Source organism: Burkholderia sp. AU31652 (assembly GCF_002223155.1).
Classification (GTDB): domain Bacteria; phylum Pseudomonadota; class Gammaproteobacteria; order Burkholderiales; family Burkholderiaceae; genus Burkholderia.
In genome coordinates this window covers 395,190-411,570 of the sequence record NZ_NKFG01000004.1, presented here as the reverse complement: position 1 = coordinate 411,570, position 16,381 = coordinate 395,190, and the positions used below count along the sequence as shown (strand labels likewise).

Genomic DNA, 16,381 nt, shown 5'->3' with positions numbered 1-16,381 from the left:
CATCGGGGAGGCGTCATGGAACTGAACGACACGTTACGCATACCGCTCGCCCCGCCCGTCGTGCGGGAGGCATTCGAGGATCTCGCGTTGCTGCGCGCGAGCTTCGACCATTGCGAATCCTTCGTGAAGCTTGCGCACGGCGAGTTTGCGCTGACGATCACGGTGCCGCTCGGCCCGCTGCGCGCCCGCTACGACGTGCGTGCGCATGCGGCCGCGGAGCAGGGCGACGCGGAAGGGCAGCCGCGCCGCGTGCTCAACTTCAAGGCGCGGGCCGACGGGCTCGGCGCGCTGCGCGGCCAGGTCGAGCTCGTGCTGATGCCGGATGACGACGCGAACGCCACGCGCATCGAGTACGTCGTCTGGGCGACGGCGAGCGGCCCGCTCACCGAGCTGCCGGGGCGGCAGATCGAAAATACGCTGCGCGAATGGACCGACGATTTCTTCCGTGAATTTTGCGCGGTCGTGCAGGCGAAGCACGGTCTCGCGCCGAACCGCGCGCGCTCGGCCGCGCCACGGCGCCAGCACGTGTTCCTGCGGCCGGCGTCGCTGGTGGCCGCGACGAAACGTGCGCTGCCGCCGCACCTCGGCGGTGCGCTGACCGGGCGTGCCGCCGGCGCGCTCCCGCATCGCGGCGCCGGCACGGTGCCCGTGTGGGCGTGGGCCGCGATGATCGTCTTCGTCGCGCTGCTGCTTTACGCGGCGCGCTGGATCAACGGCGGCTGAGCGGCCGGCCGGCTCCGCTGCGAGGCTGCTCGCCGCGCGCGTTACCGCACGACATCGGCGCCGCGAAATTCCCTTCGATATGCCGACGGCGACGTGCCGAGCGCGCCCGCGAAATGCTGGCGCAGTGACACGCTCGACCCGTAGCCGGCCGCCTGCGCGATCGCATCGATCGATTGCCCGGTGGTTTCCAGCAGATGCTGCGCGCGCGCGAGCCGCTCGGCCTGCAGCCACGCAGTGACGGTCGTGCCGGTCGCCTGGCGGAAGTGGCGCGTGAACGTGCGCCGGCTCATCAGCACGCGTTCGGCGAGCGAATCGACGCTGTGTGCGGCGTCGAGGTGGGCGCGCACCCAGTCGAGCAGGCCTGCGAGCCGCGCATCGCGCGGGTGCGCGGCCACCGGCTGCGGCACGTACTGCGCCTGCCCGCCCTGCCGGTGCGGCGGGATTACGAGGCGGCGCGCGATCTGGTTCGCGGCGTCCGAGCCGAAGCGCAGCCGGACGACGTGCAGGCAGCAGTCGAGCCCGGCGGCCGTGCCGGCCGACGTCATCAGGTTGCCGTCGTCCACGTACAGCACGTCCGGATCGAGCTTCACGCGCGGAAAGCGTCGTGCGAAGTCGTCGGCCCACGCCCAGTGCGTGGTGGCCGGGCGGCCGTCGAGCAGGCCGGCCGCGGCGAGCACGTAGGCGCCGAGGCACAGCCCGACGAGTTGCGCGCCACGCGCGGCGGCCGCGCGGACGGCGTCGAGCAGCACGTCGGGCGGCGCTTCGTCCGGGTCACGCCAGGCCGGCACGATGACGATGTCCGCATCGTCGAGCCCGTCGAGCCCGTACTGCGCGGTGATCGTGAAGCCGCCCGTCGTCGACAGCGGGCCACGTTCGGCCGAGCAGACGCGGAACTCGAACGCGGGCGAGGCGGCCGCGTCGCGCTCCTTGCCGAACACGACCGACGGCACCGACAGATGGAACGGGCTGATGCCGTCATACGCGATCACGGCAACGACGGTCGGAGCCGGCTGGGCGGTCCGGGTGGACGAGGCGGCGGCGGTCATGGCGGGCTCCGGAATGGCGATGGCCCGATCTTATCGAAGAATGGCTATCGGGCCACTGTCCCCGTGAACGATGCGCGCCGACAATGCATCGCATCGCGCCGCTGGCCGTCCCGCTCCGGGGCGGGGCCGCGCCCCCGGACCAGGAGCCCGTCATGTCGAACGCCGTCCCGCATTCCGCTTCCCAAGCCGTTTCCCGTCCGGCTGCCCGTCGCGCACTGATCGTGATCGACGTCCAGAACGAATACGTGACGGGCAACCTGCCGATCGAATATCCACCGCTCGACGTGTCGCTCGCGAACATCGGCCGTGCGATCGACGCCGCGCATGCGGCCGGCGTGCCGGTGATCGTCGTCCAGCACGTCGCACCGGCCGGCGCGCCGATCTTCGCGCCCGGCTCCGACGGCGTCGCGCTGCACGCGGTCGTTGCCGGCCGGCCGTATGCGCACCTGATCGAGAAGAAGCAGGCAAGCTCGTTCGCCGGAACCGACCTCGCCGCGTGGCTCGACGCGCACGGGATCGACACGCTCGCGGTGGCCGGCTACATGACGCACAACTGCAACGCGTCGACGGTCTATCACGCGGCGCACGCGGGGCTGAATGTCGAGTACCTCAATGACGCGACGGGCGCACTGCCTTACGAGAACGAAGCGGGGGCGGCGAGCGCCGAGGAGATTCACCGCGCTTATACGGTGGTGTTCCAGTCGAATTTCGCGGCCGTGATGTCGACCGATGCGTGGATCGCGGGACTGGCCGGTGCGCCGATGCCGAAGCGCGATTCGGTCGCCGCGTCGAACCGGCGGGCCCGCGCGCAGCGTGCGAACATGAAGGCGGCCTGAAACAGCAGGGACAGGGGGGAGGGCGCGGGCAGCGCGTTGGCGCGGCCCGGCGCGCCGCCCGATGAAACAGACAACACCGCAAGCGAGCGCTCGTCGCGCGGTCAGTCGCCGTCCTTCAGCATCGCCGGGCTGAAGCGCAGCATGTCAAAACAGCCGTCGACGAGCTTTTCCGCATGCTGCTCGGCGTCGATCTCGTCGGGCAGCATCAGCATGTCGCGCACGAAACCGCTGACGAGCGTGTGCAGCATCAGCGTCGCGCGCCACGTATCGAGCCGCTCGGGCAGCAGCTTGAGCCGCACGGCCCCCGCGAGATCGGCATCGATCGCGTGCAGCGCCTCGCTCATGCCCGCACGGTTGCGCTGGAGCAGCGGCTCCAGATCCGCGACGTACTCGCACTTCATGAACAGGATGCTGAACACGCGGCGCAACTGCGCGTCGCGCTGCACGCCGAGCAGGCACCAGATCAGGATCTGCCGGATCTTCTCGAGCGGATTGCCGCCCGGCGCGTCGAGCGGCATCCGCTTCAGCTCGTCGATCGGCAGAAACACGCGGTCGAACATCGCGTCGAACAGTTCGCTCTTGTTCGCGAAATGCCAGTAGATCGCGCCGCGCGTCACGCCGGCATGCTGGGCGATGTCCGCGAGCGACGTGTGCGACACGCCCTTCTCGAAGAACACGTGTTCGGCGGCGTCGAGAATGCGGTTACGCGTCTCGAGCGCCTCCTCCTTGGTACGTCTGACCATGTGCAGGCCTGATTGGAATGATCGTAGGTGAATTTAGGGTCTGCAACCCTCGGCGCCGTCATATAGACTGGCTATGCTTGCGATTGGTAACAATCCGTAAGACTGGACGGCAGGCGGGGCATAAACGGGCTTTTTACATACATTCATGAATGTATATACAATACCACCCTACGATCGAATGACCCAAGTGGCAATCAGTTAATATCCCACTCTGCTGATTCCCGCCAAAGTTCCAGTCCGCAGTGCGGGGCAACCTGTCGGCACGGAGGTTTCGTGCCGCTTGCTGTATCTAGCAGTCCAGTATTTCAGGTGTTCGATCTGCGCCGTGAGGCGCATCCGTGTCGCGCTCCCTCCGGTCGGGTGCGGCACTTATTCCATTGGTTATACACAGAGGTCGCTCCATGCGCGTCGAACGGGTTCCATACCGCTTAATCACTGTCGCGACGGCCGCCGTTTTCCTGGCCGCGTGCGGGAAAAAAGAATCGGCACCGCCGCCGCAAACGCCGGAAGTCGGCGTCGTCACCGTCCAACCGCAAGCCGTACCGGTCTTCAGCGAACTGCCGGGCCGCACCAGCGCATTCCTCGTCGCGCAGGTCCGCGCGCGGGTCGACGGCATCGTGCTGCGTCGTGAATTCACCGAAGGCACCGACGTCAAGGCCGGCCAGCGTCTGTACAAGATCGATCCGGCGCCGTACGTCGCCGCACTGAACAGCGCGAAGGCAACGCTCGCGAAGGCGCAGGCGAACCTCGTCACGCAGAACGCCCTGGTCGCGCGCTACAAGGTGCTGGTGGCCGCGAACGCGGTCAGCAAGCAGGACTACGACAACGCGGTGGCCACGCAGGGCCAGGCCGCGGCGGACGTCGCGGCCGGCAAGGCGGCGGTCGATACCGCGCAGATCAACCTCGGCTACACCGACGTCGTGTCGCCGATCACCGGCCGCGTCGGCATCTCGCAAGTGACGCCGGGCGCGTACGTGCAGGCGAGCCAGGCGACGCTGATGTCGACGGTGCAGCAGCTCGATCCGGTGTACGTCGACCTCACGCAGTCGAGCCTCGAAGGCCTGAAGCTGCGCCAGGACGTGCAGAGCGGCCGCCTGAAGACGAGCGGCCCGGGCGCCGCGAAGGTGTCGCTGATCCTGGAAGACGGCAAGACCTACTCGGAAGCCGGCAAGCTGCAGTTCTCGGACGTGACGGTCGACCAGGCCACCGGTTCGGTGACGATCCGCGCGGTGTTCCCGAACCCGGGCCGCGTGCTGCTGCCGGGCATGTTCGTGCGCGCACGGATCGAGGAAGGCGTGAACGAGAACGCGTTCCTGGTGCCGCAGATTGGCGTCACGCATGACCAGAAGGGCCAGGCGATCGCGATGGTGGTGAACGCCAGCAACAAGGTCGAGCCGCGTCCGCTGAAGACCACCGGCATGCAGGGCGCGAACTGGATCGTCGAAGGCGGTCTGCAGGCGGGCGACCACGTGATCGTGCAGGGCGGCGAGAAGGTGCGCCCGGGTGCGACCGTGAAGTCGGTACCGGCACAGCTCGCACCGGCGGCCGCAGCCGCATCGGGCGCCGCCGCCACCGCCGCGCCGGCTGCCGCCGGTTCCGGCGCCGCTGCCGCTTCCGGTGCTGCCGCATCGGGCGCCGCGCCGGCGAGTGCTGCCGCTGCTTCGAGCGCGCAATAACAGGGAGCCTGTTTCATGGCAAAGTTTTTTATCGATCGCCCGATCTTCGCGTGGGTGATCGCCATCATCCTGATGCTGGCCGGGGTTGCGGCGATCTTCACGCTGCCGATCTCGCAGTATCCGACGATCGCGCCGCCATCGATCCAGATCACCGCGAACTACCCGGGCGCTTCCGCGAAGACGGTGGAAGACACGGTGACGCAGGTGATCGAGCAGCAGATGAGCGGTCTCGACAACTTCCTGTACATGTCGTCGACCAGTGACGACTCGGGCAACGCGACGATCACGCTGACCTTCGCGCCGGGTACCAACGCCGACATCGCACAGGTTCAGGTGCAGAACAAGCTGTCGCTCGCGACGCCGATTCTGCCGCAGGTCGTGCAGCAGCTCGGCCTCTCGGTGACGAAGTCGAGCAGCAGCTTCCTGCTGGTGCTCGCCTTCAACTCCGAAGACGGCAGCATGAACAAGTACGACCTCGCGAACTTCGTGGCGTCGCACGTGAAGGACCCGATCAGCCGGTTGAACGGCGTCGGTACCGTCACGTTGTTCGGCTCGCAGTACGCGATGCGGGTCTGGCTCGATGCGACCCGCCTGACGAACTACGGCCTCACGCCGGTCGACGTGTCGACCGCGATCTCCGCACAGAACGTGCAGATCGCAGGCGGCCAGATCGGCGGCACGCCGTCCACGCCGGGCACGATGCTGCAGGCGACGATCACCGAGTCGACGCTGCTGCAGACGCCCGAGCAGTTCGGCAACATCCTGCTGAAGGTCAACCAGGACGGTTCGCAGGTTCGCCTGAAGGATGTCGCGAAGCTCGAGCTCGGCGGTGAAAACTACAACTTCGACACGAAGTACAACGGTCAGCCGACCGCGGCACTCGGTATCCAGCTCGCGACCAACGCGAACGCGCTGGCGACCGCGAAGGCCGTGCGCGCGAAGATCGACGAACTGGCGCCGTTCTTCCCGCACGGCCTCGTCGTGAAGTACCCGTACGACACGACGCCGTTCGTGAAGCTGTCGATCGAGGAAGTGGTCAAGACGCTGCTCGAAGGTATCGTGCTGGTGTTCCTCGTGATGTATCTGTTCCTGCAGAACCTGCGGGCGACGATCATCCCGACGATCGCGGTGCCGGTCGTGCTGCTCGGCACGTTCGCGATCATGTCGATGGTGGGCTTCTCGATCAACACGCTGTCGATGTTCGGCCTCGTGCTCGCGATCGGCCTGCTGGTGGACGATGCGATCGTGGTGGTGGAGAACGTCGAGCGGGTGATGGCGGAAGAGGGCCTGTCACCGAAGGAGGCGACCCGCAAGGCGATGGGCCAGATCACCGGCGCACTCGTCGGCGTGGCGCTCGTGCTGTCGGCGGTGTTCGTGCCGGTGGCGTTCTCGGGCGGCTCGGTCGGCGCGATCTATCGTCAGTTCTCGCTGACGATCGTGTCGGCGATGGTGCTGTCGGTGCTCGTCGCGTTGATTCTGACGCCGGCCCTGTGCGCGACGATCCTCAAGCCGATCCCGCAAGGGCATCACGAAGAGAAGAAGGGCTTCTTCGGCTGGTTCAACCGCACGTTCAACAACAGCCGCGACAAGTACCACGTCGGCGTGCACCACGTGATCAAGCGCTCGGGCCGCTGGCTCATCATCTACCTGGTCGTGATCGTCGCGGTCGGCCTGCTGTTCGTGCGCCTGCCGAAGTCGTTCCTGCCGGATGAAGACCAGGGCCTGATGTTCGTGATCGTGCAGACGCCGTCGGGCTCGACGCAGGAAACGACCGCGAAGACGCTCGCGAACATTTCCGACTACCTGCTGAAGGACGAGAAGGAAATCGTCGAATCGGCGTTCACGGTCAACGGCTTCAGCTTCGCCGGCCGCGGCCAGAACTCCGGTCTCGTGTTCGTTCGCCTGAAGGACTACGCGCAGCGTCAGCATGCGAACCAGAAGGTGCAGGCGCTGATCGGCCGGATGTTCGGGCGCTACGCGGGCTACAAGGACGCGATCGTGATCCCGTTCAACCCGCCGTCGATTCCCGAGCTCGGCACCGCTGCCGGCTTCGACTTCGAGCTGACGGACAACGCGGGTCTCGGCCACGATGCGCTGATGGCCGCGCGTAACCAGCTGCTCGGGATGGCCTCGAAGGATCCGACGCTGCAGGGTGTGCGTCCGAACGGCCTGAACGATACGCCGCAGTACAAGGTCGACATCGATCGCGAGAAGGCGAACGCGCTCGGCGTGACGGCGGATGCGATCGACCAGACATTCTCGATCGCGTGGGCGTCGAAGTACGTGAACAACTTCCTCGATACCGACGGCCGGATCAAGAAGGTCTACGTGCAGGCAGACGCACCGTTCCGGATGACGCCGGAAGACCTGAACATCTGGTACGTGCGCAACGGGTCGGGCGGGATGGTGCCGTTCAGTTCGTTCGCGACCGGTCACTGGACATACGGTTCGCCGAAGCTCGAGCGCTACAACGGTGTGTCGGCGATGGAAATCCAGGGTCAGGCCGCACCGGGCAAGTCGACGGGTCAGGCGATGGCCGCGATGGAACAGATCGCGAAGAAGCTGCCGGTCGGTATCGGCTACTCGTGGACGGGCCTGTCGTTCCAGGAAATCCAGTCCGGTTCGCAGGCGCCGATCCTGTATGCGATCTCGATCCTCGTCGTGTTCCTGTGTCTGGCGGCGCTGTATGAAAGCTGGTCGATCCCGTTCTCGGTGATCATGGTGGTGCCGCTCGGCGTGATCGGCGCACTGCTCGCGGCAACGATGCGCGGCCTCGAGAACGACGTGTTCTTCCAGGTCGGCCTGCTGACGACCGTGGGCTTGTCCGCGAAGAACGCGATTCTGATCGTGGAGTTCGCGCGCGAACTGCAGATGACGGAGAAGATGGGGCCGATCGAGGCCGCGCTGGAAGCGGCGCGCCTGCGGCTGCGTCCGATCCTGATGACGTCGCTCGCGTTCATTCTCGGCGTGATGCCGCTCGCGATCAGCAACGGCGCGGGCTCGGCGAGCCAGCACGCAATCGGTACGGGCGTGATCGGCGGGATGATCACGGCGACGTTCCTCGCGATCTTCATGATCCCGATGTTCTTCGTGAAGATCCGCGCGATCTTCAGCGGCGAGAAGGAAGACGTCGACGAGGCGCTGCGCCTGGCTCAGGAGCACTCGCACCACGAAGAGAAGCCGGGCAACGGCGACGAAGGCAACAAGGGACAGTGATGATGCAAAAACACGCTTTGACTGCAATCGCGGTCGCGCTCTTTGCCACGGGCTGCACGATGGCGCCGCATTACAAGCGGCCCGATGCACCCGTCGCGCAGGCGTACCCGGCTGGCGGCGTCTACGCGACGCAGCCGGGTGCGGCCGGCGCGCGCAGCGCGAACGGGCAGGCTGCAACCGCCATCGGCTGGCGCGAGTTCTTCGTCGATCCGCGCCTGCAGCGGCTGATCGAGATCGCGCTGAAGAACAACCGCGACCTGCGCGTGTCGGTGCTGAACATCGAGGCGGCGCGCGCGCAGTACCAGATCACGCGCGCGGGCCTGTTCCCGACGCTCGACGGCACGGGCACGGGCAATATCCAGCGCGTGCCGCAGGGTCTTTCGCAGACCGGTGCGCCGTACATCTCGCGCGCCTACAACGTCGGCCTGTCGGCGTCGTGGGAACTCGACCTGTTCGGCCGCGTGCAGAGCCTGAAGGATCAGGCGCTCGCGCAGTACCTGTCGACCGCGTATGCGCGGCAGGCGTCGGAGATCTCGCTGGTGTCGCAGGTGGCTGACCAGTACCTGACGCTGCTGTCGACCGATGACCTGCTGCAGGTCACGGAGAACACGCTGAAGACCGCGCAGGCGTCGTACGACCTGACCAAGCTGCAGTTCGACAACGGCACGGGCTCCGAGCTCGAGCTGCGTCAGGCGCAGACGGTGGTCGAGACGGCGCTCGCGAACCAGCAGGCGCAGGCGCGTGCGCGTGCACAGGCGTTGAACGCGCTGGTGCTGCTGGTCGGCGAGCCGCTGCCGGACGATCTGCCGGCGGGCATGCCGCTCGACGCGCAGAACCTGCTGACGGACGTGCCGGCAGGCCTGCCGTCGGATCTGCTGACGCGTCGCCCCGACGTGATGCAGGCCGAGCAGGCGCTGCTGGCCGCGAACGCGAACATCGGCGCGGCGCGCGCGGCGTTCTTCCCGAAGATCTCGCTGACGGGCGCATTCGGCACGGGCAGCCCGACGCTGGGCGGCCTGTTCAAGGCCGGCACGGCGGCGTGGTCGTTCGCGCCGAGCATCGCGCTGCCGATCTTCGAGGGCGGCGCGAACATCGCGAACCTCGATCTTGCGCACGTGCAGAAGCGCATCGAGATCGCGAACTACGAGAAGGCGATCCAGTCGGCGTTCCGCGACGTGGCGGACGGGTTGGCCGCACGCGGCACGTACGACCAGCAGATCGCGGCGCTGGAGCGCAACGAGCACGCGCAGCAGCGTCGCTTCGACCTGTCGGACCTGCGCTACAAGAACGGCGTGGACAGCTATCTGTCGGTGCTGACCGCGCAGACGGACCTGTATTCCGCGCAGCAGTCGCTGATCAGCGCACGTCTGGCACGCTGGACGAACCTGGTCAACCTGTACCGCGCACTCGGCGGCGGCTGGATCCAGCATGCCGGCGAAGCGCCGCGCGCGCCGGATGCACCGGTCGACTACGACAAGGCGGCCGCTCCGGCGCCTGCGTCGGCAACGGCGACGAACGGGTAAGTGCAGTTATCCTGCCTGCGTGCGGTCGCTTCGCGCGCAGGCAGGACGTTGTTAGTCCTGTCGTAAGCTGGCCGTTACGAACGATGCGAAGCGTAACGAAGGAAACGTAAGGCTAGTCCATGATTGTTGGTCCTTAAGTGCGCGGTAACCACGCGTGGGAATGCTGCGGCGATCCACGCGGGACACGCGTGTACATCTGCAGTGGGCGCGAAATCCAGGGGCCTGGCGCCGTCGAGCACGACGCGTACGGACTAACCGTGCAGATTCTCGTTTCGCCCAATCGATGATCATCCCTCTCCGGTGGTCTGTAGCCCGGCCGCCAAATCCCCGCTCATTTCGCCCAATTCAGGCTCATTTGCTGTTGGACGGTCTTTATAACGATTAGTTATACGAAATTCGAACTCGTCTGATTGGTTCTTCTTTCTCGTCCGTGCAAATTTTGCTTGAAGCGTTTCTCACCCATTGTCGAGAAAGGAAATCCGGATGAAGAGCGAGCAGACTGCACCGACCCATCTTTTTGCCACCATCGGCGCGCTCACTGAGCGCGGTGGGCGGGTAACCGAGGCCACGAGCGGCCTCACAGTCGCCGGGCTTGTCGTTGCCCGTGTTGGCGATGTCGTCACTTACGAGGATGGCAGCGAGGCCGTCATTGTGGATGGTGCAGGCGAATATGCGATTTGCAGCGACAAGCCGTTTGCGCTGGTGGGTAGCAGGTTGAGCAACGGCGATCGTATCGTCGAAACGCTTCAGCGGTTGTCGGGAATTCACGTACCGGCTGGCGAAACGGCCGGAGGGTTGTTTAACGAGGATTATGCGCCGCCGCCTGCACTGCCGCGATACAGGTTGGCTGTACGAGGAGCCACGACCGCGCGAGGCGGTGCGTTGCGCGAAGCTACCGGCACGTGGGACACCGGTGTTGGGCTTGGCAAGGCTGGCGTCGTGGGTAATCAAATTCACTACGCAGACGGTTCGACCGCGCGAATCATAAGCGGTCTTGGGCTGGTGGATAACGGAGACTTCCAGCCGCTGGCTTTCGTCGGTAGCGAACTAGATAACGGCGACGTCATTACCGATAGCCCTGAGCGTAATGGTCTGGTATCTGCTAACGCCTTCACAGTGGTGAAACGTTCAACCGTTGTGCATCGAGGCGAGACCTCATGATTCGTTATTTCCTTGCCAAAGGGGATCAGGGCGGCAGCGCCACGATTACGGAAGGATTGGAGGACGTAACCTGTTCCAATCCGCCGCCGCGCGTGCATATCGCAACGCTGTACATGAAGACGTACTGCACGGCATGCAAGCAGGAAGGGTTTGTCGCCCCGGAGGGCCCACGCTGGCCGGGCACAGGGCCAAACGGCAAGCCGTGGGCGTTGAGTGGTGATATCAACGTCTGCGATTGCAAGCCGCCACCTGTTTTCTATGCCGAGCGCGGCATGAAGATGACATTTACCGCAGACGAGGTGGCGCGGTTGACGGGGAAGCATGGCTTAGGCGTCGCCCCTGTAAGAAGAGGCATGGCAGTCCACGATCAGCAGTTCGTTATTCGCAACAAGAAATCCAGGAAACCTGTTGTGGGCGCGCGGTATTGGATCACAAATTGCCGTGGCGACGTGCTGGCTTCAGGGATTACCGATGCGCAGGGGCATACCGTGCGAGTGATCACGCCGGAGGCTGAATCGGTAAAGCTCGAGGTCATCGGAGAAATAGAATGAGTGACGGTGATCGTGTGGCGATTGCAGAGGCGATGACGGACACGAAAGAAGGTTCGTTAATCGAAGCATTGATATCGAATGGGCCACCCATCTGCCCAAACATGACTGATGCGGAATTTCGCCGTATGGTCCTAACGTTACGCGATAGAGCCGTACAAATGATTGATGTACGGCTCGTAGACTTGCGCAAGTGGGGGGCGCTCGAACGTCAACGCGTCGCAACGTGGTTTGGCTCAAGCGATGAAACGATTCGGCAACGTCTGACAGTCGGCCTCGCACGAGTAAGTCGGGTGATGCGCGATCTCAAGCCTGGAAACTTTGTTCGTCAATCAGAGGAGCTTGATCGATATCTTGGTTGTACGCCGAACAACAAGGACCCTGATGGTGCCGTCGCTCATGTTTGCGCCCCTGACACCGCTACACATACTATTTGTATCCACGAAAAATTTTGTGGGATGCGCCCCATATCCAGTGCGAAGGACTCGATGCTATCGACTCTGATTCATGAGTGCACTCACTTCTCCGACACTTTTGGCGCTCAGGATCATCAATATTTCATGCGCAAGTGCTTGGTCTTGGCTCGGACGCGCCCCGATCTCGCAATCGACAATGCGGATAGCATTGCCGGGTATATTATCTATGAGGATTAGAGGCAGTGTTGCAGCGCGATCCTGGTTGAATCTGATTGGGTCCAACGGAAAATTGATATGGTAAAAGGACCTGCATGTATCGCACTCGCATTTTTCTCGGCAGGGACATTCGCCTGCTCCCCAGTCCATACACTTGATGTTTCGTTTGAAAGAGATTCTGCCAAGGTGTCCAGCGATGAGATCACAAGGCTGGCCAATTGGGCGATAGACCTTCAACTCAAATATCCCAATCTCGATCGTACGTCTGTCGGTGGCCTTGCCGAAGCTGACGAAAGACAGCCGCACGTGCTGGCTCAACAACGCGCGGAAAGTATCAAGGGGCTTCTAGTCACATTGGGGCTTGGTCGAGCACCTATCGACGTCGATGCCAGGCTTTATAAGTCGCATCATTTGAGCGGTGTGCCGGATAATGGCCGACGAGTAGAAATCGACTTCCTTCCCGGTTGCCCGCATGAATGTCCTTGCCAAGTGAAATGAGGCCTTGGCCGCGAGCCGCCGCGCAGTGCTGCACATTTTGATGGTGTGAAGCAACCCCTTGCATACCATGCAGTAAGCGCCGGCCGTCACAAGCCGGCGCGTGCTTGGTGTGTCCGTCACAGCACTTCGCACGATCGCTCCGTGCGTCCCCGCCTTTCGCCGCACCCGCAAAGCAAAACGCCACGGCATGCCGTGGCGTTTTTCGTTACCGCTTACCGCTTCTCCGCGCCGTCGTCCGGCTCGACGCGATCAGTGGTGCACGTCGGCGGGACGCCCGTCGAAGTCGTGTCCGGCGCGACGGATGTCGCAGCGTGCGTCCTTCTCGCCTTTCACGCCGTTGAACACGATGTTCAGGATCACGGCCGTCGCCGATGCCAGCAAAATGCCGCTGTGCAGGATCGGCGCGAGCGCGGGCGGCAGCTTCGAGAAGAAGTGCGGGGACACGACCGGCACGAGGCCCATGCCGACGCTCACGGCGACGATGAACAGGTTGTGCGTGTTGTTCACGAAGTCGACCTTCGACAGCACCTTGATGCCGTTCGCCGCCACCATCCCGAACATCACGATGCCCGCACCGCCGAGCACGAACGGCGGCACCGATGCGACGACCTGCGCCATCTTCGGGAACAGGCCGAGCAGCACGAGGATCACGCCGCCGGTGGCGCACACGAAACGGCTCTTCACGCCCGTCACGCCGATCAGGCCGACGTTCTGCGAGAACGACGTATGCGGGAACGAGTTGAAGATGCCGCCGATCAGCGTGCCGAGGCCGTCGACGCGCAGGCCGCGCACGAGGCGCTCCTGGTTGACCGGGCGATCGACCATGTCGCCGACCGCGAGGAACATGCCGGTCGATTCGATGAACGTGACGAACATCACCGTGACCATCGTCACGATCGACAGCGGGTCGAAGTGCGGCAGGCCGAAGTGGAACGGCATCACGAAGCCGACCCAAGGTGCGTGCGCGACGCCGTCGGTATTCACGCGGCCGATCGCGAAGGCGATCGCGAAGCCGGCGACGATGCCGAGCAGCACCGAGATGTTCGCGACGAAGCCGCGGCCGTACTTGTTGATCAGCAGGATCAGCGTAAGCACGAGCAGCGACAGGCCGAGATAGACGGGGCTGCCGTATTCGGGGTTGCCGACGCCGCCGGCTGCCCAGTTGATGCCCACTTCCATCAGCGACAGCCCGATCACTGCGATCACGGTGCCGACGACGACGGGCGGGAAGAACCGCAACAGCTTGCCGATCATCGGCGCGAGCACGATGCCGATGATGCCGGCCGCGATGGTCGAGCCGAAGATGTCGAGGATGCCGAGGCCGGGGTTGGTGCCGATCGCGATCATCGGGCCGACTGCCGCGAACGTGCAGCCCATGATGACGGGCAGGCGGATCCCGAAGATCCACAGGCCGAGCGTCTGGATCAGCGTCGCGATGCCGCACGAAAACAGATCGGCGCTGATCAGGAACGCGATCTGGTCTTTCGGCAGCTTGAGCGCGGCGCCGACGATAAGCGGCACGGCGACAGCGCCGGCGTACATGACGAGGACGTGCTGCAGGCCAAGCGTTACCAGCTTGCCGGTCGGCAGCACCTCATCGCACGGATGGACCGTGTTCGATTGCATCTGTCTCACTCCATGATCTTGTTTTCGGGGTGATACGAAGTTATGCGGAATGAATCAACGCAACAAGAGCGCTGGGTACTATTCCGTTCTTTGCTGGTTCGATATGCCATTTCGGCATGGAACAGGGTGTCGATCATCGGGAAACGGCCGCAGGAGTGAGGTTCCCCGGTTTTATAGCCCTTCAAAATAGCGCCGGCCCCCGTGTCAAATATAGGCCGCCTTATGGTGTGTATCGGGTGGGCGGCATAGTGGCAAAAAGTGCCTGGGAAAAATCGTGCCGGGTTAACCCGCGAACGGCCGCTTTTGCCTGCAAGGTGCAGCCGGGTGGAACCCGGCCGGCGACCGCGTGTTCGGCCCGCCGCGGTAGCGGCAAAAAACGGGGCGCACATCACGATCCCGTTATCATCGACATCCGTTCATTCGAATTCGCCCTCACGTCATGCGCCTGCTCGGAATCGACCTCGGCACCGGCTCCGTCAAACTCGTCACGCTCGATGCCGACGGCGTCGAGCGGGCAGTCGCGAGCGAACCTTATGCGCTGTCGTCGCCGCAGCCCGGCTGGGCGGAGATCGTGCCCGATACGTGGTGGCAGGCGCTCGTGCGCGCGGCCGCGCGGCTGCCGGCCGACGAGCGTGCGCAGGTGGCGGCGATCGGGTTCTCGGGGCAGATGCACGGTGTCGTGCTGATCGACGCGGCCGGGCAGCCGGTGCGTCCCGCGCTGCTGTGGCCCGACACGCGCGCGGTGCGCGAAGCGGACGTGGCCGATTGGCCGGCCGCCGGCTTGCCCGTCGCCCCGAACCCCGTCGCGCCGGGCATGGCCGGCCCGCTGTTGCGCTGGCTGGCCACGCATGAACCCGAAGCGCTGCGCGCCGCGCGCTGGGCCGTGCAGCCGAAGGACTGGCTGCGCATTGCGCTGGGCGGCGACGTCGCGGCCGATCCGAGCGACGCGTGCGCGACCGCGCTCGCGACACCCGACGGTGCATGGGATCTCGCGTTGATCGACGCGCTCGGCCTGCCGGCCGACCGGTTCGCATCGGTCCTTCCGTCGAGCGCGCGCTGCGGCACGCTCGGCGCGCAGGCGGCCGCAGCGCTTGGCCTGCCGGCCGGCGTGCCGCTGGCGACGGGCGCGGCCGACACCGCATGCGCGGCGCTCGGCAGCGGGCTGGCCGCCGCCGGCGACGCGCTGCTGACGACCGGCAGCGGCGGCCAGATCGTCGTGCTCGCGGATGCGCTACCGCCCGCACGACGCGGGCTGCATCGCTATCGCGCGGCGGCCGGCGGCGGCTATTACACGATGGCCGCGATGCAGAACGTCGGGCTCGCGCTCGAAGCCGTGCGCGGCTGGCTCGGCTACGAGCAGTGGGCCGATGCGTATGACGACGCGTTCGCCCACGCGGCGTCGGAACGCCTGTGCTTCCTGCCGTACCTGACGGGCGAGCGTTCGCCGTGGATGAACCCCGATGCGCGCGGCGGCTGGCTCGGCCTCGGGCTCGGCGACACGCGCGGCGCGATGATGCGCGCCGCGTTCGAAGGCGTCGCGTTCGCGTTGCGCGCCGGGCTCGATGCGATCCGCGATGCCGAGCGCGGCGATCCGGTCGCGATGCTGCGTCTCGCGGGCGGCGGCTCGGTCGATCCGCGCTGGCGCCAGTTGCTGGCCGATGCGCTCGGCGCGTCGCTCCACGCGATCGACTGCCCGAACGCCGCGACGCGCGGCGCCGCGCTGCTCGCGGGCGTCGCGATCGGGCACTGGCGGGAAGACGCGCTGCACGCGCTGGCGCCGGCCGCGTCGCCGGTTGCCGCGCCGCACGACGATCGCGCGCTGGCCGCGCGCCACGCGCGCTTCGTCGATCTGTATGCGCGAACGGATGCATGGTTCACGACGGGCGATTAAACTCGAACACTTGTTCTTTTGCGCCAGCGATGACGCATCGTGGCAAGCCGGCGACCGTTTCCCGCACGCGATGCGCGGCCGGACCGGCCATCATGGCGAGCACGAGATTCTTTCGCCGTGCCGTGCGCGATGCCGCGCGGCACGGCTTCGACCGCTTTGCCTGGAACCCGGGGCGAAGCATGGAACCGGCGTCGGTGCTCGCGCACCCGCGCCGGCCGACATGAGCGCTGACGCGCCGACCCGGGCCGACCTCACACACAGA

At 65.4% G+C, this 16,381-nt stretch carries 13 protein-coding genes; 10 read left to right on the top strand and 3 right to left on the bottom strand.

Annotated elements, in window-relative coordinates:
* Positions 1-15 precede the first annotated feature (15 nt).
* The gene (locus CFB40_RS14290) at positions 16-723 is read left to right on the top strand and encodes a CoxG family protein (protein WP_089426226.1); all 708 of its coding nucleotides are present in this window, start codon (positions 16-18) and stop codon (positions 721-723) included.
* Positions 724-764: 41 nt separating this feature from the next.
* Here the strand turns inward: CFB40_RS14290 and CFB40_RS14285 are convergent, their stop codons facing one another.
* Positions 765-1,769 (bottom strand): helix-turn-helix domain-containing protein, encoded by a 1,005-nt coding sequence (locus CFB40_RS14285; RefSeq protein WP_089431639.1) that lies wholly within the window; start codon positions 1,767-1,769, stop codon positions 765-767.
* A 152-nt stretch (positions 1,770-1,921) separates the two neighbouring features.
* On the opposite strand from CFB40_RS14285, the gene CFB40_RS14280 reads away from it, so the two are divergent.
* Positions 1,922-2,605, top strand: coding sequence for a cysteine hydrolase family protein (locus CFB40_RS14280; RefSeq protein ID WP_089426645.1), 684 nt, complete (start codon positions 1,922-1,924; stop codon positions 2,603-2,605).
* A gap of 101 nt (positions 2,606-2,706) precedes the next feature.
* Here the strand turns inward: CFB40_RS14280 and CFB40_RS14275 are convergent, their stop codons facing one another.
* A complete protein-coding gene (locus CFB40_RS14275; protein ID WP_089426224.1) occupies positions 2,707-3,348 on the bottom strand; it encodes a TetR family transcriptional regulator in 642 nt (213 codons plus the stop codon).
* A gap of 401 nt (positions 3,349-3,749) precedes the next feature.
* On the opposite strand from CFB40_RS14275, the gene CFB40_RS14270 reads away from it, so the two are divergent.
* The 7 genes from CFB40_RS14270 (at position 3,750) to CFB40_RS37995 (ending at position 12,602) form a co-directional block, all read left to right on the top strand.
* Entirely contained in the window at positions 3,750-5,024 is a 1,275-nt protein-coding gene (locus CFB40_RS14270; protein WP_089426223.1) for an efflux RND transporter periplasmic adaptor subunit, read from the top strand.
* A 15-nt stretch (positions 5,025-5,039) separates the two neighbouring features.
* The gene (locus CFB40_RS14265; RefSeq protein ID WP_069248738.1) at positions 5,040-8,240 is read left to right on the top strand and encodes an efflux RND transporter permease subunit; all 3,201 of its coding nucleotides are present in this window, start codon (positions 5,040-5,042) and stop codon (positions 8,238-8,240) included.
* Positions 8,240-9,763 carry an efflux transporter outer membrane subunit gene (locus CFB40_RS14260; RefSeq protein WP_089431638.1) on the top strand — a complete coding sequence of 508 codons (1,524 nt, stop codon included), beginning with the start codon at positions 8,240-8,242 and terminating at the stop codon, positions 9,761-9,763. Before CFB40_RS14265 ends, CFB40_RS14260 begins: the two co-directional genes overlap by 1 nt.
* A gap of 483 nt (positions 9,764-10,246) precedes the next feature.
* Positions 10,247-10,924 (top strand): PAAR domain-containing protein, encoded by a 678-nt coding sequence (locus CFB40_RS14255; RefSeq protein ID WP_089426221.1) that lies wholly within the window; start codon positions 10,247-10,249, stop codon positions 10,922-10,924.
* Positions 10,921-11,475, top strand: coding sequence for a hypothetical protein (locus CFB40_RS14250; RefSeq protein ID WP_089426220.1), 555 nt, complete (start codon positions 10,921-10,923; stop codon positions 11,473-11,475). The genes CFB40_RS14255 and CFB40_RS14250 overlap by 4 nt, the downstream gene beginning before the upstream one ends.
* The gene (locus CFB40_RS14245; protein ID WP_089431637.1) at positions 11,472-12,125 is read left to right on the top strand and encodes a M35 family metallo-endopeptidase; all 654 of its coding nucleotides are present in this window, start codon (positions 11,472-11,474) and stop codon (positions 12,123-12,125) included. Before CFB40_RS14250 ends, CFB40_RS14245 begins: the two co-directional genes overlap by 4 nt.
* 57 nt (positions 12,126-12,182) lie before the next feature.
* Positions 12,183-12,602 (top strand): hypothetical protein, encoded by a 420-nt coding sequence (locus CFB40_RS37995; protein WP_143329844.1) that lies wholly within the window; start codon positions 12,183-12,185, stop codon positions 12,600-12,602.
* Between the two features lie 249 nt (positions 12,603-12,851).
* On the opposite strand, the gene CFB40_RS14235 is transcribed toward CFB40_RS37995, so the two are convergent.
* Positions 12,852-14,228, bottom strand: a complete 1,377-nt coding sequence (locus CFB40_RS14235; protein WP_174972934.1) for a nucleobase:cation symporter-2 family protein — start codon at positions 14,226-14,228, stop codon at positions 12,852-12,854.
* A gap of 439 nt (positions 14,229-14,667) precedes the next feature.
* Here CFB40_RS14235 and CFB40_RS14230 point away from each other — a divergent pair, with 439 nt between their 5' ends.
* Entirely contained in the window at positions 14,668-16,119 is a 1,452-nt protein-coding gene (locus CFB40_RS14230) for a xylulokinase (RefSeq protein WP_089431635.1), read from the top strand.
* Positions 16,120-16,381 lie beyond the last annotated feature (262 nt).